This window comes from Glaciecola sp. KUL10 (assembly GCF_003203515.1).
Classification (GTDB): Bacteria; Pseudomonadota; Gammaproteobacteria; order Enterobacterales; family Alteromonadaceae; genus Glaciecola.
This window is the reverse complement of the sequence record NZ_BGNG01000010.1, coordinates 87,518-112,051: the sequence shown is the minus strand read 5'-3', so window position 1 is coordinate 112,051 and position 24,534 is coordinate 87,518. Positions and strand designations below refer to the sequence as shown.

Sequence of the window (24,534 nt, the reverse complement as noted above, 5' to 3'; positions counted from 1 at the left end):
ATTTACTGACTGAGCTTTACGCTACCATCGGGGCAATAAAGGCCATGTACCTTTTTAAATACACTGTAAAACACTATCTTACATGGCTCATCGAGTGGCACTTCAGGCTCAAAAAGCAAAAATTGATTGCCTTCTAAGTCATAAGCATAAGGGGAGTTATACATTCTGAGAATTTCGTTATAGCCATCCGCATCAATATCCACAACATTGGTGCTGTATTGGTCACTTAGCCATGTGTAAGGGGTGAACTTATCCTTTAGTACCTCAATGTCCTTTTCTTTGAACTTACCATTTTCATTGGCATAAGCAGTAAAATGTTTTTTACCCGAACTCCTCGCAATGGCAAACAAATCATCCTTACCATCGTTGTTAAAATCGGACATCAAAAACCTCAAGTCTTTTTTACTACCCAATTTTTTATTTTTGCCAATCTTTTGAACCTGCTCAAACCCAGATGACTCTGAATAGTGATAGACAAAGTGCGCTTTATTCGATTGCGATAACGCTAAAAGGTCAATCAAATCATCACCATTAAAGTCGCCTGCTAAATACTCGTATTCGCCCTCATTTCTGTCCCAAGTAAACGTGCTCACATCAAGTAACTGCGCGGATAATAGTGCATCAGTCGCCGCCCCCCATAACCCAAAGACTTGCTGACTGTTGGGCAGAATTACGCCTACGTCTATCATGGCATCGTCGTTCAACCGCCCAATAAACACCTGAGCAACACCCTCATGCCATGACTCACCTTCAATCAACAAAGGAAGCTGCTGTGCGTCGGCCGCCTTATGGATAAGTTGATTATTTCCCGCGCTGCCCTTCACCCAAAGCGAGGGTTCGCCTTCAACCAGAGCATGTAAAAACATATCCGTCCCGCCGTCACCGTCGACGTCCGCGTAATACAATGAGTGTGTTTCAAAATCGTACTGGAAGAGTGCATCATCACTAAATGCCTGTGGCGCTAAAACTAACAAACATAGCGAAGTGACAAGCCGAGCGGCTCGCTGAATATCCATATAAAAATTCCTTGAGTGACTATTGTGTCTTTATGGTAATGGCGCTTTAAAACCGCAACACCACCACCAAATTATCAATTATCAATTATCAAGAAAAATATTAAATATATTGATTTTTAAAGAAATTTTAAATTTTTACTGTTGGGTAGTTAGCAAGTGAGTCGTTATCTATTGCCCTCAAGAAATTACCAAGTGTAGTAATGTGATTCTCGTATGACTTTTTAAAGTTCACTCAAACGAAAAATGATTTCGCCCTTTATCAGGAAGTCGAAAAGTATTTACTCAAATGTACCTTTAATAACTTGCTGTTTATGTTTAACGTGTAAATGGCCAAGGGCCATGACGTGCTCAATGCGATTGTGCTTATCAAAAATTATAAGATCGGCATCTGCGCCTTCCACAATGCGGCCTTTATGATGGAAATTCATCAACTGTGCAACATTTAATGTGAAAAACGGTAAAAATGTTTCAACTTTCTCGCCGTTATCGACAAGTTGATAGAAAACATCAGTCATTGATTGCGATGCTGCAAAGTCCATTTTGCGCAAACTGCCATCTGCATTGAAATCAGGTAGGCAACCGCCTCCATCACTGCTAATAGTCAATTTGTCTTGTGGCAGGTCTTGATTCATGTAACGCAGTAAGGCTTCAGGAGGCTCATAGCCTTCTTCTCCCGTCTCAAAAGCGGTTACATCAACCCAACAACCTTGTTTAGCCAGTTCGCAGGCTTCTTCAAACAAAAAACGTTGGCGATTAATGTGTGTTGGGTTGTATGTGCGCGGTGGTATTTCAGCTTGTTCTAAGGCTTCTCTGACTAAGCTCAATCCTCGTTCACCATCACCCAGATGCAGATGCAACATCCCTGCTTTGCCGGTCATCAACCTTGCGACATGGGCTTGCGAAGCCACTTTCAATAGCTCATTTAAGGTAGGTTGGCTAGAGCGGTGATCGCTAATGGCTAATTCTCCAACACCGATGACTGGCTCAATAAACACGATATCTGACTGCACTGAACCCGTTAATGTGGTGGGTGGAAGGTGATAACCGCCGGTGTAACAATAGGCTGAGAACCCTTCTTCTCGTAATGCGTATACTTGAGCAACCATCGATTCTGTATTGCGTGTCACATCGTCAGTACCTAGCAGGCCAACAGCAGTGGTGACGCCAGCGGACGTAAATTTACTCAGAGGTACTGGAGGTACTCGTGTGGAAAACCCTGCTTCACCACCACCCCCTGTTAAATGAGTGTGGCTGTCGATAAAACCAGGCGTCACCATTGCTCCTTCGGCGTCAATGACTGTCGAGGGTAAATCGATAGTAGGAAGGGATTTTCCCACATAAATAATTTTGGAGGCTGCGACCACGATGTTGTTGAGCCCCATCGAATGTGGAGCAAACACGTTTGCATTTTTAATTATGGTTATCACGAGTAGTGAGCTCTCTAATGTATTTTAAGACATCAAATGTTAGACGATGCGGCAAGTATAGCGCATCGCCTAACATTGCTCACTAAAAGACTAATGGATCTCTTGTGCGTCCTGCATTTCTTTTTCAAGACGCCTTGTTTCATTAGCGCGCGGCTTCGCAAACCTTGCCAATGCTAAATAAATCACAGGCGTGAGATACAAAGTAAACACTGCGGCGATACCTAGTCCACCAAATACAACCCAACCAATTGCGTTGCGAGATTCAGCACCGGCACCCGTTGATAAAATCAGCGGTAAGCCACCCAAAATAGTTGACATTAAGGTCATCATAATGGGACGTAAACGTACTTCACCCGCTTTCAAAATTGCGTCTTTGACCGTTTCACCTTTGTCTCGAAGTTGGTCTGCAAACTCAACTAAGAGAATCGAGTTTTTGGCTAACAAGCCGATTAGCATCACAAGGCCTATTTGTGAATAAACATTAATTGATGTACCTGTCAGATAAAGTGCAAATACTGCCGCTGCGATACCAAACGGAACAGTTAACATGACCACAACGGCGCTATTGATACTCTCAAACTGCGCAGCCAACACAAGCAATACAATTAAGAAAGCCAAACCATAGGTAAACATCACCTGTTGAGAGGTTTCTTCAAAAGTCTGCGCTTCACCTAAGAATACAAGGCCAATACCATCAGGTAGGGTTGATTGTGCAAGCTCTCTCAGTGAACTCACGGCATCCGACAAAGGCAAATCGTCGGGTAATTCCATATCCAGCTCAATTGCGCGACGTTGTGCATGACGTTCTAATTCAGCTGCAACGCCTTCTTCACTCAAATAAGCAATGCTAGAAAGTGGTACAAGGCTACCTGTATTTGAAGCAACATATAGATTTGTTAAGTCAGCAGGGTTACTCGTATTGCGATTGTCAGCTTGTAAAAGTATCGGCACCGCTTGGTCGCCCACGTTTAAATCAGCGATATCATCACCATTAATGGCAGCTCGCAATGTGCGACTGATATCATTGAAAGGTACACCCAATTCTTCAGCACGGCGTCTATCAATATTCACCCGCATTTGCGGCTGTGTTGGCTGATATGATATGCGTGCAGAGCCTAGCTCGGGTAATTGGTCTTCAATCTGCTTGCTAAATTCTAGCGCAGCTTCGTATATTTGCTCATAAGAACTTCCCGTTAGTGCAAGCTCTAGCCCGCCGCCTTGTCCTCGAAGATTTAGACTGTTTGAACCAAAAGCACGCCCCGGTGAGCCTGGTATGGCAGCGACCTGTGGCCTGAGTTTATCGAGTATTTCTTGCTGTGTTTGCTCACGATCATCCCAATGCGCTAAAGGAACTGTGATAAACGTCACATTAGGATCCCAACGACCAACGATTGTATAAAAGGACTCAACATCACCACTTTCAACAAACGGAGCTAGTTTTTCTTCGATTTGTTGGGCTTGTCGGTCCATAAAGTTAATTCCAACACCATCAGGGCCTCTAGCAAACACTCTAATCGTGCCGCGGTCTTCGGGTGGGAGTAACTCATTATCAATCTGCTTATAAAGTGCAAACGCCCCTCCTGCTGCTGCAACGCTTAGCAGCACAATGAGCCATGCATATCTAAGCGACCATCCTAGACTCGTCTGGTAGGCAGAAAGGATTTTTAAGCCAAGTGCGCCGAATGTTCGACTAAATAGCCCGTTCTCCTTGCTTTTAAGTGGCAGTTTGGCGGTCAAGGCTGGCACCAGTGATAAGGCGACAAAAGATGAGATAATCACCGCTCCCGCGAGCACACCACCAAACTCTCTGAACAATCTACCGGCGGTGGATGGTAAAAATGCGATAGGAATAAATACCGCGGCTAATACAGCGGTAGTGGCAACCACCGCGAAAAACACTTCCCGAGTTCCGATGACCGCTGCCGCGCGTGCGCCCATGCCCATTGCGCGTCGACGTTGAATATTTTCAGATACAACAATGGCGTCATCAACAATTAGGCCGGTTGCTAAAACAAGTGCCAGCAAGGTTAAAATATTAATGGAGAAACCAAGAAGATAGATGACTGCCAATGCACCTGCAAGTGACACGGGTATTGAGAACGCTGGCACGACTGTCGAGCGCAGAGAACCGATAAACACCCAAAGCGTTAGCACAACCAGCGCAACAGTAAGCGTTAACGAAACGATTACCTCTTCTACTGAATCTCTAATAAACTCAGCATCGTCTGACGTTACCACCATCGTCATATCAGGAAAGCGCTTATCCAAACGTTCGATCATCGCCAGAACTTCATCAGAAATTTCGATGGTATTGGATTTTGCTTGACGGATAACACCCACACCAATCACGGGTGTACCATTTAGCCTTACAAAACTATTTGGATCAGCAGGGCCAAAGAACACACTGGCGATATCTCCAATACGCGTATTGCCTTGTACAACGATATCTTCTACGTCTTCTGCTGAAACTGAGGTTGCATCTGCTCTTACGATCAATTGCTGATCACTCGACCTTAAACTACCCGCTGGCACATCAAAGGGCGCGAGTTGTAAAGCATCAGCCACTTGTGTCATCGACAAATTAAAACTTGTTAATCGCAAAGGATCGACCATCACGCGCAACACTCGCTCGCGCTCGCCGTTTAAGCGCACGTCAGCGACGCCGGGGATACTTAAAAATAGAGGTACTAAGTCGGTTTCGACTCGCTCGGTGAGGGATTCTAGATTGAGTGTCTCACTAGAAACCGCTAAGTTAACGATTGATTGAGCGTCGTTGTCGGCCTTGACGATAGAAAGCCTTTCTACATCGTCTGGAAGTTCGCGTTGCACTTGACTGATAGCCTCGCGCATCTCGTTAGCTGCGTCTTCTAAATTGATGCCGGGACGGAATTCAGCTCTGACTCTTGAAAAGCCTTCTTCGCTTTGAGCGCGAATCGATTTGACGCCACTGACTCGGGCAACCGCACCTTCTAATCTACTGGTCACCTCTGAATCGACAGCTTCAGGTGAAGCGCCGGGGAAATTAGCGCGAACAGATACGATGGGTCTATCTACATCTGGAAGCTCTCGCACTTCTAAGCCAAAAATTGCTGATAAACCTGCTATCACAATCAACAAATTTACAACGACAATTAAAACGGGTCTGCGGATTGATAATGACGGCAAGTCATTTACTTGGTTGAGTTCGTTGCTCTTCATGACTACGACTCACCTCTTTTTGCTGGCTCTGTTCGCGGCTTGTCTGCAACGGCGGTAGGCACTGCTTTCACGGCTTGCCCTACTCTAAGCCTTTGTATTCCCTCTGTAATCAAAGTATCACCTTGATTTAATTTACCTTCAACTAGTATGCGTCCACGCAGTCGTTGTTTCACTTTAACATCGACTCTTTGAGCTTTGTCGTCTACTGACTTCCAAACATAGGCACCAGAAGCGCCCCAAGAAAGAGCAGCTTCTGGAATAGCGGCGTATTCTTTGCCTTTCAAACTAAGGCTAACGCGAAAGCTCATACCTGGACGATAGTTATCATCAGCATTGTCTAGAATAGCGCGGGCTCGAATCGTTCTATCATTCTCGTCAATTCGAGAATCGACCTCTGCAATTTTTGCATTTAAATAGGTCGTCCGATTGGACCATGGTTGAAGGCTAACCTCAGGATTATTAAGCAAGATACCTAAAGCAGCCTCGGGCGCGTTGAAGTTTACGAAAATATTGTCACGCTTATCGATCGTTGTGACCACCGTTTGAGTGGTGATGCGATCTCCTACTTCAATGTCAGTTAACCCTAAAACCCCGTCAAATGGCGCGAGAAGACTTCGGTCTTCTAAATCTGCTTGAGCTTGTTCAAGTTCAACCTCTGCTAAATCGCGAACAGTTTTGGCATCGTCCAAAGCACTTTGCGAAGCGGCGCCCCTCTTTTGACTATCAAGTAGTCTCTGATAGTTGCGTTTAGCATCAGCAAGTTGAATCTGCGCCCTAGAAAGCGCAACTCTTTGGCGGCGATCATCTAACTTAATTAATACGTCACCGGCGTTTACTCGCTGCCCGGGTGTGAAATTAATTTCTGTTACCTTATCTGCGACAGCTGGAAACAACGTCACGGACTTGACCGCTTCCGCGGTGCCGACAGCTTCAATTTTAGCTTCTTCGTATTCAAAAACGACAGGTTGAACTAACACACTTGCTGCGCGTTCAGCACCGCCCCAACTTTGTGCCCATACACTGCTAGAACAGACTAAAAGCACAAAAGCGGCTAGGCCGTGTTTTTTATTTAAAAGCATGACTTAATTATCCCGATTTGTAAGCTTATGATTACGCTAATGAACGTAATTCCGATCAGACCAAAAAATACGACTTTTGTAGAGTAAAGGACTCCATCTTTTCGATAAATTTACAATTGTTAACTGATACAAAGCGCTGAAAAGCAATGACTTAATGACTGGTCGAGGCCAAAAAGCAATGGGTAGAAAATAAAAAGGGCGACCCAAGTCGCCCCTTTGTTACCGATTATTACGAAAGTTTAATCTTTGCTTTCATCAGCATCTGTCGACTCTTCATCGCCTTTGAGGATGTCTTCCATGCCTAGATCAAATGCAGGCATCGGATCCATTCTAGAAGCTTCTTCAGCAAGGTAAGTATCCATCCAACGCATTAAACGCAGTGCATAGTCGAACTGAGCTGCTGCTTTTCTATTGCCATGACCTTCGCCCGGATAAAAGACCAATCTAACCGGCGTGTCCGTGCGCACTTTCATTGAACGATATAATTCCATTGATTGGCTCGGATGTACGCGAGTATCTTCTTCACCATGCATAATGAGTGTAGGTGTTTTACTTTTTCCAGCATGGAAAATTGGAGAGCGCTCTATTAGATTCATCCAGTTATCTTCCCAAGGCCACTTGAGCGAGTGAACCAAATGCATCTCTTTTGGAATATCACTGGTACCAAATTTGGATACTTGGTTTGAAATCCCAACAAAGGCAACAGCAGCAGCGAAATGCTCAGTTAGGGCAGTTGCTCCCCACATTGAAGCATAACCACCGTAAGATCCCCCTGTAATGCCCACGCGATCTTTGTTGATCACACCTGCTTCAGCCAGCGCTTCAACACCATCAACTAAGTCGTTAAACTCTTTGCGCGCATAATCGTTTTGATGCTGTTTAGCGAATGCAACGCCGCGTCCCGTAGATCCGCGATAGTTAGGGTAGTAAACCGCATAGCCTTTTGTTGCTGCAAACTGTCCAGGTTCAGAGTAACGAGTAATCCAACCATCACTGAAGTGCGCTTCGGGACCACCGTGAACGGCTAAAATAAGCGGCCACCCTCCAGCAGGTGCTTGACCATTTGGCGTAATTAAAAGTCCCTCAATGTTTTCACCATCGCGTGCTTTATAGGTAAACGTAGACTGACTGTGTAAATCCACGTCTTTTAACCATGCATTGTGGTCAGAGGCTTTTTTACCGCTTCTACGCTCAACTTTAAACACCTCTCGTGGGTGCACTGGGCTGTCTGCAATAAAACTAATTTCACCGTCGCCTACATCTGCACTTCTCACCGCAATATCGTCGGATGTTTTGAGTGTACGTCGAATATCGCCATTGGTTTTATACACCACAAGGTCGGTTTCAACACCTTTGTGAACCACGGTCAATATGTCTTTACCCAACCAATCGACATCTACAATATGCTGCTCTTTTTCAGCAGTGAGTTGAGTAAACTCCGCGCTGTCAGTTTTTGCAAGCATCAAGACGCCCGTTGATGAATCATGCTTATCTGTGCCTGCGTTGAACGCGATGTGTTTGCCATTAGGTGAAATTTCAAAGGTACCTAACTTGCCTGGGATATCAATTAAATTGGTTTGCTCACCACTTTTAGCATCGATAACGACAAGGTTGCGCTCCATATAAAAATCATCGATTAAATTAGTCGGAGCAACCGCAGCCACAATCGTGTCGCCATCGTCAGATAAATCAAAACTTGTCATATGCCCTTTTTCATACAACTTAGTCGCTTCAGCATCTGGATCCGTTAAGTCGACTGACCATAAATCGTTGAGTCGGTCATCTTCTTCATAAGCGTAGGCTTTGAATCCCTTTTTCTTTAAATCGGGTGTCTCGTCTTTTGCTTTGGCAACGAAGTATAGAGTCGTGCCATCTTTTGCCACTTCATAATCGCCAATACTGGTTTCAAACTCGAAACGCTTTAAGGCCTCACCACCGGATAAGGAAATTGAATACAGCGAGGTCTGCTTATCATCATCTCGTTTGGTTTTAAAAAATAAGGTTTTATTATCTGGGCTGAACTGAAGCGCAGATACACTTCCATGACCACCAATAAATTGAACGGGTTGCTGACCGTCACGCATCACAAATAAGTGCGTATCTGCGCGACCATCATCATCACCCTCAAGGAGATTTCTAGGGCTTGAGACAGTATAGGCTGTCAACTTACCATCACCCGATACGGTGACGTTGCCAGCGTGTTTAACTAAAGGAAGATGTTCAATTTCGAAACCAGCCTTTGCCATCACTGCGCTTGATAATGTCAATGCGCCGGCAAGTAGACTTAGCTTAAAAGCTTTGTTTAGCATGGGGTACTCCGATTTTATTGATGTACGATTTTTAACGTACTTTTTATAGTTTGACTGTCGTTAGACTTGTTAACGATATGTTTATATTAGGATACGCATCATAAGTCAAAACTGTTTAATCGAGCTTTTTGTCAGTTATATTTTCTGACTATCGCTTGGTATGCGTTTGTATAAAGCATAGAATTGAGCCAAAGATTATTCAAATGAATCAACAAGGAAAGTGGCATGATTGGCATAGACGGCATAGGCTGGGTCTTATTCACAATCGGTGCGGTGATCATGCAAACGTTCAGAAACGCACTGCAAAGTCAGTTAAGCGATACTGTTGATACCTTAGGCGTGACGCTCGCTAGATTTCTATTTGCAAGCCCAATCGCCGCGGCCTATTTATTGTTACTTTATCAGTTTTCGAACCTCGGTATTCCTAGGTTTGAATCAAGCTTTTTCTTGTATATTGGCTTAGCTTCTTTGCTTCAAATAGCGGCCACTTCGCTTATGGTAGTGCTGTTTAAGCAAAAGAATTTTGCGATTGGTGCTGGGCTGGCAAAAAGTGAAGCTTTAGTGGCGGGTGTGCTTGGAACTCTCTTTTTTGGAAGCGCGCTAAGCTTGTTAGGCTGGGTCGGTATTTTGTTGGGTGCTGCCGCTGTTTTTATCCTTAGCGGCGGCGGTAAAAAAGGTCAACTCAGCTTAAAAACGGTCGTCATCGGACTTGCCTGCGGAACCTGTTTTGCCTTGACCTCCTTGTATGTAAGAGAAGCGAGTCTAAGTTTAGACATTGCCTTTCCGTATAGCGCAGCATGGGTATTGTTGTGGGTGTTGTGTTTACAAAGCATTATATTGTGCGCCTACATTGCATTCACCAAACCTGTCATTTTCAAGCAGCTTCGGCAAAGAAGTAGCGCCACTATGATAACAAGCTTGACCAGTTGCCTAGGTTCGATTTGCTGGTTTAGCGCAATGGCCTTACAGCATGTCGCGTATGTCAAAACACTCGGCCAACTTGAAGTACTGCTAACCCTTGTCCTAGCTCACTTTTGGCTTAAAAATAAAATCCAAAGACACGAATTGATAGGTTTGCTACTCATTGGCCTGGCTGCTGTTTTTGTGATGTGGGCTTAGGTGCTCGATACACATACCCAAAACTATGTTTGAGAATGCAAGCCGACCATATTGCCCTCAGTGTCCCACACTAAAGAAATAAAACCGTATTCGCCGATCGACATTTTAGGTCGTTCGATTTTCCCGCCTGCGCCGACGACGCGTGATTCTTCTACCGCGCAGTCTTCGCAAGAAAAGTAAATCATTGTGCTTCCACCAGAGGGTACTCCTTTCATTTTGACCAAGGCACCACTTGCACCATAAGCCTCATAGTTTGACGGAAAACCATTCATTTCAACCGAATCATCGGTGGGGTCGCTAATTGCTTCGAAACTCACACCTAATACGGTTTCGTAAAATTTGGAAGCACGGGGCATGTCTTGAACGTAAATTTCGAACCAGCCTACTGGGTTTTGCATTGGATTCTCCTTGTCAGATGAAAGCGGTGTTTGATTAAAATTTAATCTAACAAAGAATCACAAAAATAAGAACTATAATATGAATTGAACAACTCCCTTAAAAGCAAAAACCCTCTAAATACTATGCTTTAGAGGGTTTTAGTTAACTACAAAACTGCCAATTAAAATTAGCAGTACGGGCTAGTGTGTTATAACGAGCCAACTCCCATATTCCAAAGTGTAAATCCATAGATATCAGCAAATTGTTCTATCGTTTTACTGATTGGTGTACCCGCACCATGCCCTGCATCCGTTTCGATGCGAATCAGAGTTGGGTTATCGCCGGTTTGGAACTCTTGAAGAACGGCTGCAAATTTAAATGAGTGCGCAGGCACAACACGGTCATCGTGATCTGCTGTCGTCACCATGGTCGCAGGGTATTCAACACCTTCGCGCACATTGTGTACTGGTGAATACGCTTTTAAGTATTCAAACATTTCTTTGCTCTGTTCTGACGTACCATAGTCATATGCCCACCCAGCGCCAGCTGTAAAAGTGTGGTAGCGAAGCATGTCCAAAACGCCTACTGCAGGCAATGCAACCGCAGCTAATTCAGGTTTTTGTGTCATCACTGCACCCACCAGTAAACCACCGTTAGAACCACCACGAAGCGCAAGCTTGCTGCTACTTGTATATTTGTTTGCAATTAAATATTCAGCAGCAGCGATAAAATCATCAAACACGTTTTGTTTTTCCAATTGCGTACCGGCTTTGTGCCATGCCTTACCGTACTCGCCTCCACCACGAATATTTGGCACAGCATAAACACCGCCTAGCTTTAACCATGCAGCAACGGTTGAGCTGTAACGAGGCGTCAATGAAATATTGAAACCACCGTAGCCGTATAAAATCGTCGGGTTTTCACCGTTTAGTTGGGTGTCTTTGTGATGAGTGATAATCATCGGTACTTTAGTACCGTCTTTAGAGCTATAAAACACCTGCTTCGACACATACTGTTCACTATCAAATTTTGTGTCTGGTTTGTTGTATAGGCTTGATTCACCGCTGTTGATATCAAAACTATAAATCGTGGTTGGCATCGTATAATTGGTAAATGTGTAATAGGTCACATCGTTAGTTTTCTTACCTGCGAAGCTTCCAGCACTGCCTATCGCCGGCAGCTCGATTGTACGCACCTGCTTACCTTCTAAGTCGTATTGATAAACCTTTGAAATAGCATCCACCATGTATTCCGCAAAGATAAATCCACCAGCAGTGCTAGGCGAAAGCACATTTTCTGTTTCTGCAATCAAATCAGTCCAATTTTCGACACTTGGGTTATTCGCATCAGCGACCACTATTTTGCTGTTTGGGGCGTTCTCGTTAGTTACCAAAAACAACTTATCACCTTGGCTTGTGAGCATATAGACGTCTGAAGCAACGTCAGCTTTTACGACTTTGAAGCCAGCATCTGGATTTTCTAAGTCTTTTAAAAATGCTTTATTACCAGACGTAGAAACTGCTGCTGAGACCAACAAGTAACGATTATCCTCGCTGACTTGCGCGCCAACATAGCGATGTTTTTCGGCATCGATATGCCCAAAGACTTTCTGGTCATCAGCTTGCTTGGTACCGACTTTGTGATAGAAAAGCTTGTGTTGGTCAGTTTTTGCGCTTAACTCAGAACCAGTGGGTTTATCGTAACTAGAATAATAAATACCCTCATTTTTGTACCACTGCATGCCGCTAAACTTAACATCGACAAGCTTCTCGCCAACAAACTCCATTGTGTTTGTACCTAAAAAGTAGATTTCTCTCCAATCACTTCCGCCAGTAGAGGTTTGATAAGCTGCGATTGAGCCATCGTCTGAAAATGAAAGTCCAGCCAGTGATACCGTGCCATCTTCACTAAACTTGTTGGGATCGATAAAGACTTCTGCCGGCCCATCTCCTTTTTGACGATAAACGACACTTTGATTTTGCAAGCCGTCGTTCTTATAAAAATAGGTCCAGTCGCCTTCATTAAATGGCGCGGTAACGCGTTCGTAGTTAATCAGGTCTCTAACAGTATCTGCGATTTTTTCGCGATATGGGATTTGTGCGAGATAGCCTTGAGTCACTTCATTTTGAGTTTTTACCCATGCTTCGGTTTCTGCACTTCTATCATCTTCTAGCCAACGATAGGGATCAGCGACTTGCGTATCAAAATAGGTATCTACGACGTCGCCTTTTGCTGTTACTGGATATTCAACTTTAATAACACTTGCCTCTTTTGCTTAGGATACTACATCATCAGCAGTTGTAGATTGTTGGGCAGGCTGGCAAGCTATCAGTGCGGTGACTGAGGCTAGTGCTAGCGCTGTTTTGATTGATTTATGAACCATTTGAGGATTTCCCTTCTTTTATTTTAAGTAACTTGTTTTTTCGATACTTTGTTTCAGCAACTTAAATGTCACTTTTATTCTGTCGAGGGTAAATGTAGGTTTTTCTTAAGCTTTTGTCCAACCAACAAAAGCTAAGTATTGCTTTAGTTTTTTCTGCTAATCAGTATTTGATAGTCTTTTGGATTGTTCACATTAAGAAATTCATGCGGTTTATGATGTGGAATTTTAGATATTTGAATGTGTTCAAGAAAAAAACCAAGGGATAAAGGTTTGTTTTCATTAAAAATCGTTTCAATAGCGGTGAGGGCTTGCTGAACGTCAAAGATAACCAGCGGCAGGACATTAGATTTTGCTTGCCCCTTAGTATCAACTTGAGTATCAAAATAGCAACTTTGCTGCTTGTGCAAAGCCTCGCTGACTAAACACTTGATAGATTGATAACTTATTAGCGGTTGATCAACAGGTAACAATACGACCGGTCGCCCCTCGTGTTTTTCTAGACTTTGGCACAAGCTCGCATGGATACCAGATAACGGGCCCTTGTTTAAAAATCTGTCTTTAATGTAATTGAACTCAGGCAATCTATTACTCTTGGCCGAGAATTTTCCTAAACCAATGTTTTTATTGACATAAACGGCCTCCAGATTCGACAATGCCAAAATAGAGAACGTGTGTTCTACCAGTGTCACACCTTCAAAAGTCAATTCAGCTTTATCAGTACCCATGCGCGACGAACGACCACCGGCGAGCACTACACCAATCGCATTCACGTTTTACTTTTTTCATCTTTGGTTTTTGGCAGATCTGTATCGTTTACTGGTTTTCCACGCCACCATGCCGCAAGTGTAGAACCAGTAATATTCATCGCTGGGCCGAAAACCGCTGGGGCTAGTCCCATCGTAGCAGTTCGCCCCATTTCCACGGCGATACCTGATGCTAAGCCAGAGTTTTGCATACCGACTTCAAACGCAATGGTGCGACTGGATGCTTCGTCCATACCGAAGGCCTTGGCACTGTAATAACCCAACACATAGCCAACAATATTGTGGATAAGCACGAGTGCAATTAACAAGAAACCGATACTCAACAAACTATCGCGCCCAGCCGCAGTAATAATCGCGATAATCAATGCAATACCAAACATAGACACCTTAGGCATAAGACGATCTAAGAAACCAAATTTACCATGCAAAAAATGATTAAAAATCAATCCAGCTAAAATCGGTAATAACACGATTTTACTGATGCTTAAAAACATGGCCAAACTGTCAATTGGCACAAACTCACCGGCAAGCCATGACATATATAGGGGAGTGATAAACGGTGCAATAAGGGTCGATAACGCGGTTAGGCTTAACGAAAGTGCCAGATTTGCGCCAGAAATGTAAGCCATAACGTTGGACGCCAAACCACTTGGCGAGCAACCGACAAGAATAATACCTGCAGCAATTTCAGGTGGTAGCCCAGAGACCAAAGCAAGCGAAAAGCCAATGATCGGCATAACTGAAAACTGCAGTGCTAGGCCAATAAACACGCCTTTTGGCATTTTACTCACCCGCACAAAATCATCGACACTCAAGGACGTTCCCATACCGAACATGATGACCATTAGTAAGGGTACAATCAGTGTTTTTAACTCAAAATCACCAATTTGAGTAAATAAACTAGGTTGGTATAAGGCAAGCCCGACAGCCATGATAACAATAATGGTAAATACGATGGCTGCGGGATCAAATTTAGGTCGGGTGTCAGTTGTATTCATCACTAGTCCAAATCAAAACGGTTGGGAAGTAAATCGGATAAGGTCGATTGCCATTGCTGGGAATCGTCAAAATTTGTGCAAATAACGGGCGCATCAGCTTGTTGCATAAATTCAGTCACAACCTGTCGGCATGCGCCGCACGGTGATATCGGTGCCTCTTGATTTGAAGTCACATACAATGCAGTTATCGATTTCATGCCATCGATGATCGCATTCGAAATGGCAGAGCGTTCTGCGCAAACCGTTAAACCGTAAGATACGTTTTCTACATTAACGCCATAGGCGACGCGTTTTTCACCCTCAACTTCATATTCGACAGCCGCTGCGACTTGCACACCAGAATAAGGGCTATGTGAGCAAGGTAGCTTTTGTTTCAATTGACTAAGGACCAGTGAGACTTGCTCCATGTCTTGTTCTTTGTTCATTTTATTATTCTTATTTACGCTTGATACTAACACTATGGAAAGAATCACATTAAAAATCAATAGAACCCAGCATCCATTCACTAAATTTAGCTTTGTAGATTGATTTAATAAAGTGGGCGAATGTTTAACCGAGCACTATAGTTTTCTCAATAAAACTAAAAAGGAATCATCATGGCAATAGACTTTTCAGGTAAAACAGCAATTATTTCTGGTGCAGCGGGCGGTATTGGCTTCGCGTTATCTAAAGAGCTTGCTAGCCAAGGCATGAATATCTTAATGGCTGACATCGACGAGGCCACACTTAACGCGTCGGTCGAATCATTAATTGCCGATGGATTATCAGCAAAAGCTGCGCGCTTGGATGTCACTGATTACGCACAATGGGAATCGGTGGTTGCGCAAGCAAAAGAAGCTTTTGGTGCAGTGCACATGGTGGTTAATAATGCAGGTGTTGGCGGAATCCCAGGTAAGATTGAAGAAACCAATCACGACACTTTTCGCTGGGTTGTCGACGTAAATATGATGGGCGTTTTATTTGGCACACAAGCAGCCACTCCTGCGATCAAAGAAGCAGGTGGCGGTTGGATTATCAATGTCGCCAGTATGGCTGGAATGGGAGGTGTGCCTTATTCAGTAGCATACTCTGCCACTAAAGCCGCTGTTGTCTCAATGACAGAAAGTTGGGCGCAAGAATTGAAAAAAGACAACATCTGGGTATCTGCTTTATGCCCCGCCTTTGTCAAAACGAGAATACATGAGTCTTTGCGTACTATGCAGCCAAAGTATAAATCCGAGAAGCCATTGGGCAACCCAGAAACGTTAAAGAAAGGCTTTGGCGCAGCTGCTGCTCTAGTTGAGTCAGGCATTTCTTCTGAGTTGTTAGCTCAACGAGTCATTGAAGCATTGAACAATAAGCAGACTTATATATTTACACATCCCAACTACCGTGACTCTGTTCAAATGCGCGCTCAATTTTTAGACAAAGCGTTCGAAGACGCCGAAAACAGCCCTCTAGTCGCGCACTTAAAAGATGATGAAATCGTTAGCCTATAGCGATAAACTCAAAAGGGTTAGAAGTATCGGACTTCTAATCCTTTTAACATTTTGAACGGCAGGAATTAATATGAACTACAGATTTATCACTATCGCTTTGGCTCTATTAATTCTCACAGCATGCAGCGATAGCGAAGTCGGTGATGTATCTTTAGGTGTTTTCACGACAAAAGACATTAAATTAGACGCGCTTCAAGACCCGATAATAACCGGCGTAACTTGTCATATCTCAAGTATCGAAGCCAACCTAGACTTGGCCGATCCGTCCGATAGTTCTATCGCCTGTCGTCAAACAGGCCCGATTACGGCAACAATGATCGCGCAAATCGATAAGTCAGATTCTGGTGAAGTTGTCTTCAAAAAATCTAAAAGTATCTTCTTTAAAAATATGAAAGTCAGAAGAATTTTCGATGCTAAATCACAGACATTGATGTATGTCTCGTATTCAACAAAAGAAACCTCTGGTAGTTACAAACATAGTCTATCAACCGTTCCGCTTTGGAATACTGATGCTTATATAGTGAACGCTAATACAAACTCTACTAACGAAGTAAGTGCAAACTAAGCTACAAAAACACTGGATACAGCGACAAGATCAATAAACTCGCCATCACCCAGTTGAACACTCTGAGGTGCTTGGCTTGCTGTAATAGCACCTTGATCTTTGTACCTAAAGTCGTCCAACCTGCAATACACGGAAAATTGACTAAACCAAACACCACCGCGACCAAAACAACAGACGAAAAACTCTTAGTCGGTGCATAAACGCTAATGGCAGTTAATGCCATCGTCCAAGCTTTAGGGTTGACCCACTGAAACATTACCGCTTGAAAAAACGTCATCGGCTTACTTTTACTGGCGCCATCCCCAAGTGATGATGTTGAAAAAGCAATTTTATATGCCAAGTAAGTCATATAACTGACGCTCAGTACCGTTAAAATTTGATAGCTAATTGGAAAAGCATCGAATAATTGCATCACACCTAAGCCCACCAAGATCGCCATAAAAACAAAGCCTAAAGAGACACCAAACATATGCGGTAAGGTTCGTTTGAAGCCAAAATTCACACCAGAAGTCATCAACATCAGATTGTTGGGCCCAGGTGTAATAGACGAAGCTAATGCAAAAAGCATCAGTGCAAACAGGATATCAAGTGTCATTAAGATTAAGTGCTTTGGTGTATTTGTTAACGACAATTATAGGGCATATTCGACCAATTTTTATTGTTAAATATGCTATAAACAATCAAAGTAAAACAATAATTAAGCGCGATGGATAAATTTAATAAACAAATATTGTGTGAATTAAAATCAAATGCACGCATTCCAAATACAGAACTAGCCAATAAAATTGGCTTATCACCCTCGGCTTGCCTCAGAAGAGTACAAGATCTTGAAAGCTCGGGTTTAATAAAAGGCTACAGAGCCGTCTTAGATCGAGAAAAGTTGGGCATAGGGTTCTTAGCCTATGTAATGGTCGGGCTAAATGAACACACCAAAAAGTCCCAAGAGAAGTTTGAAAGTGCAATCGCAGAAGCCTCAGAAGTCAAAGAATGCCACAACGTCACGGGGCCTTTTGAATACATATTGAGAGTAGAGGCTACAGATCTGAAACACTATAAGACCTTTCATACTGATGTATTAGGCACCTTGCCACAAGTTGCTACGATTACGACTCATGTGCTGATGGAGTCTTGTAAAGATGAGCGCGAGTGATTGCATCATATTCAAGAAATCTGAATTTACAAACTGGTTTAAAGCACAGCAGCATGAGTTTCTATAATCGATTATTATTTTAAAGCTTCATAATCCTATGATGCTATTTATGATTAAGGAAAATCATTATGGAAGATTTAAAAGAGTTAAACGTTCATGAATGCGATTTAGTAAGTGGAGGTTTAGTATTCTTAATTCCCCCTGCTGTCGGTTTTGCATTTAAAGTGACAGGCGTTTCATTAGGAATAGTAACTGCAGGAACAGTCACAGCATTTGGGCTGAGTTCAGCAATTAGAACAATTTTTCCAAAAGAGGAAAATTGATATGCGAGAAATAACATCAGTTGAGATTAGCAATATTAGCGGTGGCGCTTCAAACCGAACCGTTCTAAAGTCATTCGCTCGAATTGCCTCCAAAAATTTGGCTCGAGGCTTTTTGATGGGATCCGGCGTGGGTACAGTCGTTGCCGTAGCATGGGTTGCATATGATGCATTTGAGTACTTTAGTGAATAACTAAGCGAACGGGTCTTCGTTTCTTATCAGCGAGGACCCTCAAACTAAAAGGAGGCAATTGTGTTTTCACGCGCTTACGTCGAACGTTTTTTCTTTGCTATATCAGCACTTGTACCGGCGATTATTCTTTTACGCTCTACAAATGATATAGCGTTTGTAATTACTGCATTTGTACTATTGCTGGCGTCACTATTCTTTTCTTTGTCCGGGGTAAAAAAGAACGAGGTTTTGTACAAAACTGCGAAATTGCTTACTTTAGGTGCCTATTTAATTTTTTCACTTAACGTTATTTTAAACGTGCAATCAGCAGGTTTATTAATAACCCTATCACTTTCGAGTATGCTTGTTGCTGGTGCATTTGTGCTGCACTTTACATTCAAGATTGCAGACTAAGCTATTCTAAAAGTCAGTCGCTCTCATGGTAACGCCGAGAGCTTTCACGGTTCCTGTCGAGTTAATTAATTAGCTTCTTCAAAAAAATATTTGCATCAAAAAAGGCGGGGAAGTGTTAGAAGAACTCACTCATGACTGGCAGCAATTGAATAACAGCATCTCAGCGCTGTTGGAGAAACGATAATGGATCTTTTAGATAGATATATTTTGGCTGTAAAACAAGCATTACCAACTGACAAGCAAACCGAAATTGGGCGAGAGTTGCGTGCTAATCTACAGGATGAAATTGACGCTTGCGCAGAAACCTTACCGCCTTCAAGCTCTAAAGAAGCCGCGACTGAAAAGGTGTTACAAAAATACGGCCACCCTCAAGTGACTGCTCAAAAATTCTTTCCTGCACCGCCGCTTGTAAAAAGTGAATACATGCCTTTTTTTAAACGAGTAATTACACACGGTGCAGCTGCTTTATTTGTATATTCGCTGCTAATCACATTGGTTAGTATGCTTCAAGATAACTCGATTAACCCGTTTAGATTGATGTTTCAAAGCCTATTCATTTTTCTTGATAACGCTGCTTGGATGCTATTAATCGTCACTTCTATTTTTTACTTTGTCGGAAAATCCGTTAATTTGGTGAGCTGGCAGCATTCAAGTTGGACGGTTCGATCACTGCCCAATAGTTCACTTCTGCCTATTGAAACTTCGGATACCATCACCGACTTAATCACCAATAGCTTTTTACTTTTGATTTTATGGACGCCATTGTGGATGGAGCCTGCCATTTTAGATCAACAAGTATTTTCACTGGCACCATCAGCTGAATATTGGCGGATTATACTGACCGTATTGTGTGCGCAATCACTGCTACAAACGCTCTATCGCTTCACAAAAAGCTATTGGACTAAAACAATAGCGCTTGCATATTTAATCGATATTTTGGTGTTTGCCTTTGCAAGCCTGTTACTGGCATTCACAAAACCATTCTTAGTCTTTAATGAACAGGCTACTGAAAATGAATTTATCTCGCGCTTGCTCGAATATACGACAACAAGTGGCCAGTACTTCTTTTTGAGTCTAGCGTGCCTGCTGTTTGTAATCGCGTATTTTCACTACAGAAAATTGAAGGCTTTGTCGTAAAGGATTCAAAGAACAGTAAAACCAAATTACTGTTCTTTAATTTCATCCATCGACACAGATTGTAAGTTAGCGTAATCGTCGAATTGAATGTCTTTTTTCGGCGTTTGCCAATCCCCGTAAAGAAAACTTAGATACTCTTTATATTTAGCGGGGACTTGCAAGGTTTGCCCGTTCCAATCAATAGTTTCTAAGGTTTGAAAATGAAGAGCGGGTGAGTACCACATACCTAAGCTAGGTAAATGCAGTGATTTGTTTTCCTTCTCTTCTCTAAAGCAAATCGAAGTGATGAAGCTTTTGTAGTCTTCATTATTGCTTTCAAATGTAAGCAATATACAGGTACACACACCCCGGTTATTGAATATTTTTTCTGCTTTCCAATGCAAATTATTGCTTTGCTTTTCAATAAATTGTTCGCAGAGTGAAAAAGCGCGATCTTCAGTATTTACAGGTGCTGCAAAGTCGATATCGTCATCCCAGGCAATAATATCCTTATCTCGTACGATACCTAGCAAAGTGCCAAAATCTAAGCTTAAGGGATATGAGGCTTCAATCGCCATTTGATTGAAGACACATACGATCTCGCGCGCTAGAGACATACTGTTTGGATTTTCAAACGGACGTGGATTCTTTAGTTTGTTCTTTTGTGGCGTAACAATTCTGGTTTCTGGCAATCCAATATCTTCAAGCAATTGTCTTTTTATGTCTTTTACGTACTGGCTTACAATCACTAACTCTTCAAAATCCGTTGTTAAGATCTCATTAGGATGTTTAATAGGAATACCTGAAACAGCCGATCCATGCTTGCTTTCATCATTATCAAAAATAGCGATAAAGTCTCTTTCGTGTTGGAAATTCGCAATAAATTGAGTCGCCCCCAAACCAGCACCAAATAAAACCGTTTTCTTCATGACACTCATAACACCGTACCTTGTGATTTATTGATAACGCTCAGCACTTCTGATGAAGTCATTGGTACTACGAAATTACCTGCTCGGCTTGGATCTAAATCAAATTCAATATCGTGCGTAATACAGCGGCCTTGCGTGTATTTTTCAAGATATGTTGGCAACGCTAATTGCTTAACCAGATCAGCAATTTTTTGCTCATATTGCTCTTTAAGTCCTAGGCGTTGAGCACCAAAGTGCTTGACTATTTCAGCAAGTGTAAAACTGCAAGCAAGTCCATGTGGAACAGCATATTTAAGGGTAATAGGATAAGAAATTGCATGCGCAATCGCTGTTTTAGTGTGGGAGATTGCCAAACCAGCAACACATGCTGCTTGCTGCATTTTTTGTCGACTTGCTAAGTCTACTGGGTCGGCTAGAACAGTCGGAAGCGCTTCTAAAATAGTATCAAGTGCAAAATATGAAAGGACTTCAGTGTTAGCAGTTCGATTGTGATTCCAAAGTGACTCTATCGCATGGCTTAAGGCGTCTAAACCGCCATAAAGTGTTTCGTGATAAGGAAGCGAACTGCATAAACTGGCATCTAAGATCGCAAAATCTGGGGGTACATTTACTAAACTATGCTTCTTTTGCGCATTGCTATCCCAGACAGTCGCAAAAGGTGTCACTTCTGCCCCTGTTCCAGACGTTGTTGGAATAGCGATTAAGGGAATTTTTTGTGTTAATACTGTTTTTGATGTTTCGCCTGAGTCGCTGTTAAGCAAAGCGCTAAATGCAGATACTAAGTCGCTAAATACTAATGAAGGACATGTTAACCAAGCAGACAACACCTTTGCACTATCAATCACACTGCCGCCACCAAGCGCAATAATTATTTGAGGAGCCGAATGTGCTTCGCCACCAAATAAAGCACGTATCGTAGGAAGTGCATTCGACAAATCTTGCATTTCTGGATTTGGCTTAATGTCAGCAAGCACATCAAAGCTAATATCGCTAAACGCTTTGATGATTTGGGATTCAAGTGCGTTGACCATACCTCGCTCGATAAAGCTGGGACTTGTAATCAACAATACCCGCTTAACTAAATGCGTTTCAGAATTAGCTTGAAGTAAATTCACGCAGTCTTGAATATAGCCGCCAGATTGCTGGATGCTAGTTTGGCTTTGAGTCGCAAGAGACTCAAAGGAAGGCTTCACGTTTTCAATCATTGGCTTTGTTCATAAATGCTGTTTTGTTTTCAATCGGCGTTGAAGTCGGTCTGCCTAAGTCTTCTCGCGACCCCGCCCGCACCTTCACCTCAATCATACAAGCGCCATCGGCTTGTTGCTGTAAACGATTCATCGCGCGGGCGATTGCATGGTTAATTTGCTCAGCCGTTTGAACCTGCTCACAATCTACATAGTTACTGGCTTTAGCAAGCATGGGAATATCTATTTGATCAGCAACCGTTGCTTGACCGCCGACAGACTCATGGCAAGCATTGTTTAAAACGATATGCACTAGATTATTGATTTGATGACAGCCAATAATGGGTAAAGCGCCCATGTGCATCAGCATTGCGCCATCTCCATCTACCACGACGATTAATCTATCAGGGTTACCAAGGGCTGCGCCCATCGCAATTGAGGAAGCGTGCCCCATCGCACCAACCGTTAAAAAGTCAGCGCAGGCTTCTTTGCGTTTTTGACGCAATTCAAAGAGTTCTCTGCTGGTTTTACCCGTGGTTGACACGATTAGCGCATTCGACGGCAGGTTATCTAAGAGCACTTCAAGCGCCTGTTCGCGGGACAAATCAGCGTGTCTAGTATTTGTATTTATTGTTGGCTTATCCAAGGATTGAAGCTGTTTGTATTTTTGAAAACTGCCCTTCTTAACTAATATTGCAACGGGGCGTTGATGCGCTTGCATCTGCGACAATAAGGCATTTAACTCAGATGTTTTGAGGCCGCTTTTATCCAAAACGATATAAGGAATATCCAAGACCTTAAGCATTTCTTCGCTAATTGCACCTTGCTTAATATGCTGAGGTTCATCTTTAATACCAGGTTCGGCTCGCCACCCAATTACCAACAGCATAGGCACGCTATAAACTTGCGGATCGGCCAAGGAAGTCAAAGGGTTAACGGCATTACCCAGACCTGAGTTTTGCATATACACCATTGCTGAACGCCCTGTTGTCAGGTGATAACCCGCGGCCATCGCAATCGAATTACCTTCATTTGCGGTAATGATGTGTTGTTGTGAATCAAAAGTGTCGTCAACATATGCACATAAATCTTTGAGTAAAGAGTCGGGCACACCGCAAAAAAAGTCGATGTCGAAAGGTGTTAAGGCGTCACAAAAATCAGCGGGGTGCGTCATCGTTTATTTCGTTCCGGGTATCAATTCTAAGATTTGCTTAATCGGCATCATGTGTTCATCTACCTCGGCTGAACGACCATGTTGCAAAATGCTTTGTGCTGTATTGAGCATAGCAGGATATGCGCTACGCAATAATTGATTGGCGTAAATCACAATATTGACACCTGCTTCGGCTAGCTCAGATTCGTAAATGCTGTTATAGCTTGAGGGCACCGCGATTAAGTACTTTTTGTTTTCTAATTGACGATACTGCCGACAAAACTCAAGAATTTCATCAGGGCTCTTTTCACGACTGTGGATCATAATGCCGTCGGCACCTGCTTCAATAAAGGCTTTTGCTCTTTGCATGGCGTGATCAATGCCTTGACCGCAAATCAAGCTTTCAATACGAGCGATGATCATGAAATCGTGGGTAGCTTGAGCTTGTTTACCCGCTTTAATTTTTAGCGAGAAGTTTTCAATGCTGTCCTGTGTTTGTTCTACATCAGTGCCAAACAAGGAGTTCTTTTTGAGGCCAGTTTTGTCTTCGATAATGACCGCCGATACCCCTAAACGCTCAAGTGTTTTTACCGTAAACACGAAGTGTTCGGTTTTACCGCCAGTGTCACCGTCATAAATAATGGGTTTGGTCGTGACCTCTAAGACTTCGTTTAATGTGCTCATGCGCGATGACACATCGACCGCTTCAATATCAGGTTTACCTTTGGCAGTAGAATCGGTCAGGCTGCTTCCCCACATGCCATCAAACTCCTCCACTCGGCCATTTACCTCAACTTTGGTATTTTCGATGATTAAACCCGATAGCGCGTTATGAATATCTAAAAATCGCAATAGCGGTTTGGCATTGAGCAATCGCCTTAAAGATTTCAAACGAATCTGCGGGGTCGTACCCAACTCTTTCATCGCGTGTTGCAATTGAGTGGATGAAATGCCGTCGGTGTAAGGAACTTCAACTAAGCTGCCGCCCCATTGGGCTAAACAGTCGATGACTTGTTGTCGAGTTTTTTGCTGAACACCCTCTTTCCAATCATCACCATGCACGACATGATCAGGTTTAAGTTGAGTGAGGTTGTGGCGATAATCCAAGGTCGTTTGAGGCACTACCTGACTGACACCTTTTATGTTTTCGATGACTTGTTTTCGTTGCTCAAAGGTCATAAACGGCACGCGTTTATAGCTAGCGATCGCTTGATCCGTCAAAAGACCAACAGTGACTTCGCCTAAATCTGCCGCTTTTTTTAGGATATTAAGATGCCCGGGATGCACGAGATCTGCGCTCATGCCTACGTATACCTGCTTTTTACTCATATTTAATTTATAAAGTATTAATTTTAAAGAGATTTAAGCAAATACAATGCCAT

General features: G+C 43.0%; 23 protein-coding genes. 8 read left to right on the top strand and 15 right to left on the bottom strand.

Annotated features, from left to right (window positions below):
- Positions 1–2 precede the first annotated feature (2 nt).
- The 5 genes from KUL10_RS15455 to KUL10_RS15435 all read right to left on the bottom strand — a co-directional run bounded on the left by KUL10_RS15455 (position 3) and on the right by KUL10_RS15435 (position 9,029).
- On the bottom strand, positions 3–1,016 hold the full coding sequence (locus tag KUL10_RS15455) for a VCBS repeat-containing protein (protein WP_110429845.1): 1,014 nt from the start codon (positions 1,014–1,016) through the stop codon (positions 3–5).
- Positions 1,017–1,294: 278 nt separating this feature from the next.
- Complete coding sequence (iadA, locus tag KUL10_RS15450) at positions 1,295–2,443, bottom strand: beta-aspartyl-peptidase (protein ID WP_110429844.1); 1,149 nt, start codon at positions 2,441–2,443, stop codon at positions 1,295–1,297.
- A gap of 90 nt (positions 2,444–2,533) precedes the next feature.
- Positions 2,534–5,641 carry an efflux RND transporter permease subunit gene (locus KUL10_RS15445; protein ID WP_110429843.1) on the bottom strand — a complete coding sequence of 1,036 codons (3,108 nt, stop codon included), beginning with the start codon at positions 5,639–5,641 and terminating at the stop codon, positions 2,534–2,536.
- A 2-nt stretch (positions 5,642–5,643) separates the two neighbouring features.
- A complete protein-coding gene (locus tag KUL10_RS15440; protein WP_110429842.1) occupies positions 5,644–6,720 on the bottom strand; it encodes an efflux RND transporter periplasmic adaptor subunit in 1,077 nt (358 codons plus the stop codon).
- Between the two features lie 239 nt (positions 6,721–6,959).
- Positions 6,960–9,029 carry a S9 family peptidase gene (locus KUL10_RS15435; RefSeq protein WP_110429841.1) on the bottom strand — a complete coding sequence of 690 codons (2,070 nt, stop codon included), beginning with the start codon at positions 9,027–9,029 and terminating at the stop codon, positions 6,960–6,962.
- Between the two features lie 243 nt (positions 9,030–9,272).
- Here KUL10_RS15435 and KUL10_RS15430 point away from each other — a divergent pair, with 243 nt between their 5' ends.
- A complete protein-coding gene (locus KUL10_RS15430) occupies positions 9,273–10,148 on the top strand; it encodes an EamA family transporter (protein WP_110429862.1) in 876 nt (291 codons plus the stop codon).
- A 23-nt stretch (positions 10,149–10,171) separates the two neighbouring features.
- Here the strand turns inward: KUL10_RS15430 and KUL10_RS15425 are convergent, their stop codons facing one another.
- The 5 genes from KUL10_RS15425 to cdd all read right to left on the bottom strand — a co-directional run bounded on the left by KUL10_RS15425 (position 10,172) and on the right by cdd (position 15,096).
- Complete coding sequence (locus KUL10_RS15425; protein WP_110429840.1) at positions 10,172–10,546, bottom strand: VOC family protein; 375 nt, start codon at positions 10,544–10,546, stop codon at positions 10,172–10,174.
- Positions 10,547–10,734: 188 nt separating this feature from the next.
- Positions 10,735–12,783, bottom strand: a complete 2,049-nt coding sequence (locus tag KUL10_RS15420) for a prolyl oligopeptidase family protein (RefSeq protein ID WP_199509284.1) — start codon at positions 12,781–12,783, stop codon at positions 10,735–10,737.
- 269 nt (positions 12,784–13,052) lie between these two features.
- A complete protein-coding gene (locus KUL10_RS15415; protein ID WP_110429839.1) occupies positions 13,053–13,679 on the bottom strand; it encodes a molybdenum cofactor guanylyltransferase in 627 nt (208 codons plus the stop codon).
- A complete protein-coding gene (locus KUL10_RS15410; protein ID WP_110429838.1) occupies positions 13,676–14,671 on the bottom strand; it encodes a bile acid:sodium symporter family protein in 996 nt (331 codons plus the stop codon). Before KUL10_RS15410 ends, KUL10_RS15415 begins: the two co-directional genes overlap by 4 nt.
- 2 nt (positions 14,672–14,673) lie before the next feature.
- Complete coding sequence (gene cdd, locus KUL10_RS15405; protein ID WP_110429837.1) at positions 14,674–15,096, bottom strand: cytidine deaminase; 423 nt, start codon at positions 15,094–15,096, stop codon at positions 14,674–14,676.
- A 171-nt stretch (positions 15,097–15,267) separates the two neighbouring features.
- Between cdd and KUL10_RS15400 the strand changes: the two genes are divergently transcribed.
- Positions 15,268–16,149 (top strand): SDR family oxidoreductase, encoded by an 882-nt coding sequence (locus KUL10_RS15400; protein ID WP_110429836.1) that lies wholly within the window; start codon positions 15,268–15,270, stop codon positions 16,147–16,149.
- A 70-nt stretch (positions 16,150–16,219) separates the two neighbouring features.
- On the top strand, positions 16,220–16,714 hold the full coding sequence (locus KUL10_RS15395; RefSeq protein ID WP_110429835.1) for a CreA family protein: 495 nt from the start codon (positions 16,220–16,222) through the stop codon (positions 16,712–16,714).
- A gap of 1 nt (position 16,715) precedes the next feature.
- Here the strand turns inward: KUL10_RS15395 and KUL10_RS15390 are convergent, their stop codons facing one another.
- Entirely contained in the window at positions 16,716–17,309 is a 594-nt protein-coding gene (locus KUL10_RS15390; RefSeq protein ID WP_110429834.1) for a LysE family translocator, read from the bottom strand.
- A gap of 111 nt (positions 17,310–17,420) precedes the next feature.
- Between KUL10_RS15390 and KUL10_RS15385 the strand changes: the two genes are divergently transcribed.
- From KUL10_RS15385 to KUL10_RS15365, 5 genes are all read left to right on the top strand, one after another.
- Positions 17,421–17,864 carry an Lrp/AsnC family transcriptional regulator gene (locus KUL10_RS15385; RefSeq protein WP_110429833.1) on the top strand — a complete coding sequence of 148 codons (444 nt, stop codon included), beginning with the start codon at positions 17,421–17,423 and terminating at the stop codon, positions 17,862–17,864.
- Positions 17,865–17,992: 128 nt separating this feature from the next.
- Entirely contained in the window at positions 17,993–18,187 is a 195-nt protein-coding gene (locus tag KUL10_RS15380; protein ID WP_110429832.1) for a hypothetical protein, read from the top strand.
- Between the two features lies 1 nt (position 18,188).
- Positions 18,189–18,377 (top strand): hypothetical protein, encoded by a 189-nt coding sequence (locus KUL10_RS15375; protein ID WP_110429831.1) that lies wholly within the window; start codon positions 18,189–18,191, stop codon positions 18,375–18,377.
- A gap of 60 nt (positions 18,378–18,437) precedes the next feature.
- Entirely contained in the window at positions 18,438–18,770 is a 333-nt protein-coding gene (locus tag KUL10_RS15370; protein WP_110429830.1) for a hypothetical protein, read from the top strand.
- Between the two features lie 183 nt (positions 18,771–18,953).
- On the top strand, positions 18,954–19,907 hold the full coding sequence (locus KUL10_RS15365) for a hypothetical protein (protein WP_110429829.1): 954 nt from the start codon (positions 18,954–18,956) through the stop codon (positions 19,905–19,907).
- A gap of 26 nt (positions 19,908–19,933) precedes the next feature.
- Here KUL10_RS15365 and KUL10_RS15360 read toward each other — a convergent pair whose 3' ends face one another.
- From KUL10_RS15360 to aepX, 4 genes are read right to left on the bottom strand one after another with little or no spacing between them, the layout of a single operon-like run.
- The gene (locus KUL10_RS15360; RefSeq protein WP_110429828.1) at positions 19,934–20,824 is read right to left on the bottom strand and encodes a LicD family protein; all 891 of its coding nucleotides are present in this window, start codon (positions 20,822–20,824) and stop codon (positions 19,934–19,936) included.
- The gene (locus KUL10_RS15355) at positions 20,821–22,020 is read right to left on the bottom strand and encodes a phosphonoacetaldehyde reductase (protein WP_110429827.1); all 1,200 of its coding nucleotides are present in this window, start codon (positions 22,018–22,020) and stop codon (positions 20,821–20,823) included. Before KUL10_RS15355 ends, KUL10_RS15360 begins: the two co-directional genes overlap by 4 nt.
- Positions 22,013–23,173: a phosphonopyruvate decarboxylase gene (gene aepY, locus KUL10_RS15350; RefSeq protein ID WP_110429826.1), complete on the bottom strand. Its 1,161-nt coding sequence runs from the start codon at positions 23,171–23,173 to the stop codon at positions 22,013–22,015. Before aepY ends, KUL10_RS15355 begins: the two co-directional genes overlap by 8 nt.
- A 3-nt stretch (positions 23,174–23,176) precedes the next feature.
- Positions 23,177–24,454 carry a phosphoenolpyruvate mutase gene (gene aepX / locus KUL10_RS15345; protein ID WP_199509281.1) on the bottom strand — a complete coding sequence of 426 codons (1,278 nt, stop codon included), beginning with the start codon at positions 24,452–24,454 and terminating at the stop codon, positions 23,177–23,179.
- Between the last annotated feature and the right edge of the window lie 80 nt (positions 24,455–24,534).

Coding starts and splice junctions, on each gene's coding strand:
- KUL10_RS15455 (WP_110429845.1), bottom strand. CDS start 1,016: ATGGATATTCAGCGAGCCGCTCGGCTTGTCACTTCGCTATGTTTGTTA.
- KUL10_RS15445 (WP_110429843.1), bottom strand. CDS start 5,641: ATGAAGAGCAACGAACTCAACCAAGTAAATGACTTGCCGTCATTATCA.
- KUL10_RS15440 (WP_110429842.1), bottom strand. CDS start 6,720: ATGCTTTTAAATAAAAAACACGGCCTAGCCGCTTTTGTGCTTTTAGTC.
- KUL10_RS15435 (WP_110429841.1), bottom strand. CDS start 9,029: ATGCTAAACAAAGCTTTTAAGCTAAGTCTACTTGCCGGCGCATTGACA.
- KUL10_RS15425 (WP_110429840.1), bottom strand. CDS start 10,546: ATGCAAAACCCAGTAGGCTGGTTCGAAATTTACGTTCAAGACATGCCC.
- KUL10_RS15410 (WP_110429838.1), bottom strand. CDS start 14,671: ATGAATACAACTGACACCCGACCTAAATTTGATCCCGCAGCCATCGTA.
- cdd (WP_110429837.1), bottom strand. CDS start 15,096: ATGAACAAAGAACAAGACATGGAGCAAGTCTCACTGGTCCTTAGTCAA.
- KUL10_RS15400 (WP_110429836.1), top strand. CDS start 15,268: ATGGCAATAGACTTTTCAGGTAAAACAGCAATTATTTCTGGTGCAGCG.
- KUL10_RS15395 (WP_110429835.1), top strand. CDS start 16,220: ATGAACTACAGATTTATCACTATCGCTTTGGCTCTATTAATTCTCACA.
- KUL10_RS15390 (WP_110429834.1), bottom strand. CDS start 17,309: ATGACACTTGATATCCTGTTTGCACTGATGCTTTTTGCATTAGCTTCG.
- KUL10_RS15385 (WP_110429833.1), top strand. CDS start 17,421: ATGGATAAATTTAATAAACAAATATTGTGTGAATTAAAATCAAATGCA.
- KUL10_RS15380 (WP_110429832.1), top strand. CDS start 17,993: ATGGAAGATTTAAAAGAGTTAAACGTTCATGAATGCGATTTAGTAAGT.
- KUL10_RS15375 (WP_110429831.1), top strand. CDS start 18,189: ATGCGAGAAATAACATCAGTTGAGATTAGCAATATTAGCGGTGGCGCT.
- KUL10_RS15365 (WP_110429829.1), top strand. CDS start 18,954: ATGGATCTTTTAGATAGATATATTTTGGCTGTAAAACAAGCATTACCA.
- KUL10_RS15360 (WP_110429828.1), bottom strand. CDS start 20,824: ATGAGTGTCATGAAGAAAACGGTTTTATTTGGTGCTGGTTTGGGGGCG.
- KUL10_RS15355 (WP_110429827.1), bottom strand. CDS start 22,020: ATGATTGAAAACGTGAAGCCTTCCTTTGAGTCTCTTGCGACTCAAAGC.
- aepY (WP_110429826.1), bottom strand. CDS start 23,173: ATGACGCACCCCGCTGATTTTTGTGACGCCTTAACACCTTTCGACATC.
- aepX (WP_199509281.1), bottom strand. CDS start 24,454: ATGAGCGCAGATCTCGTGCATCCCGGGCATCTTAATATCCTAAAAAAA.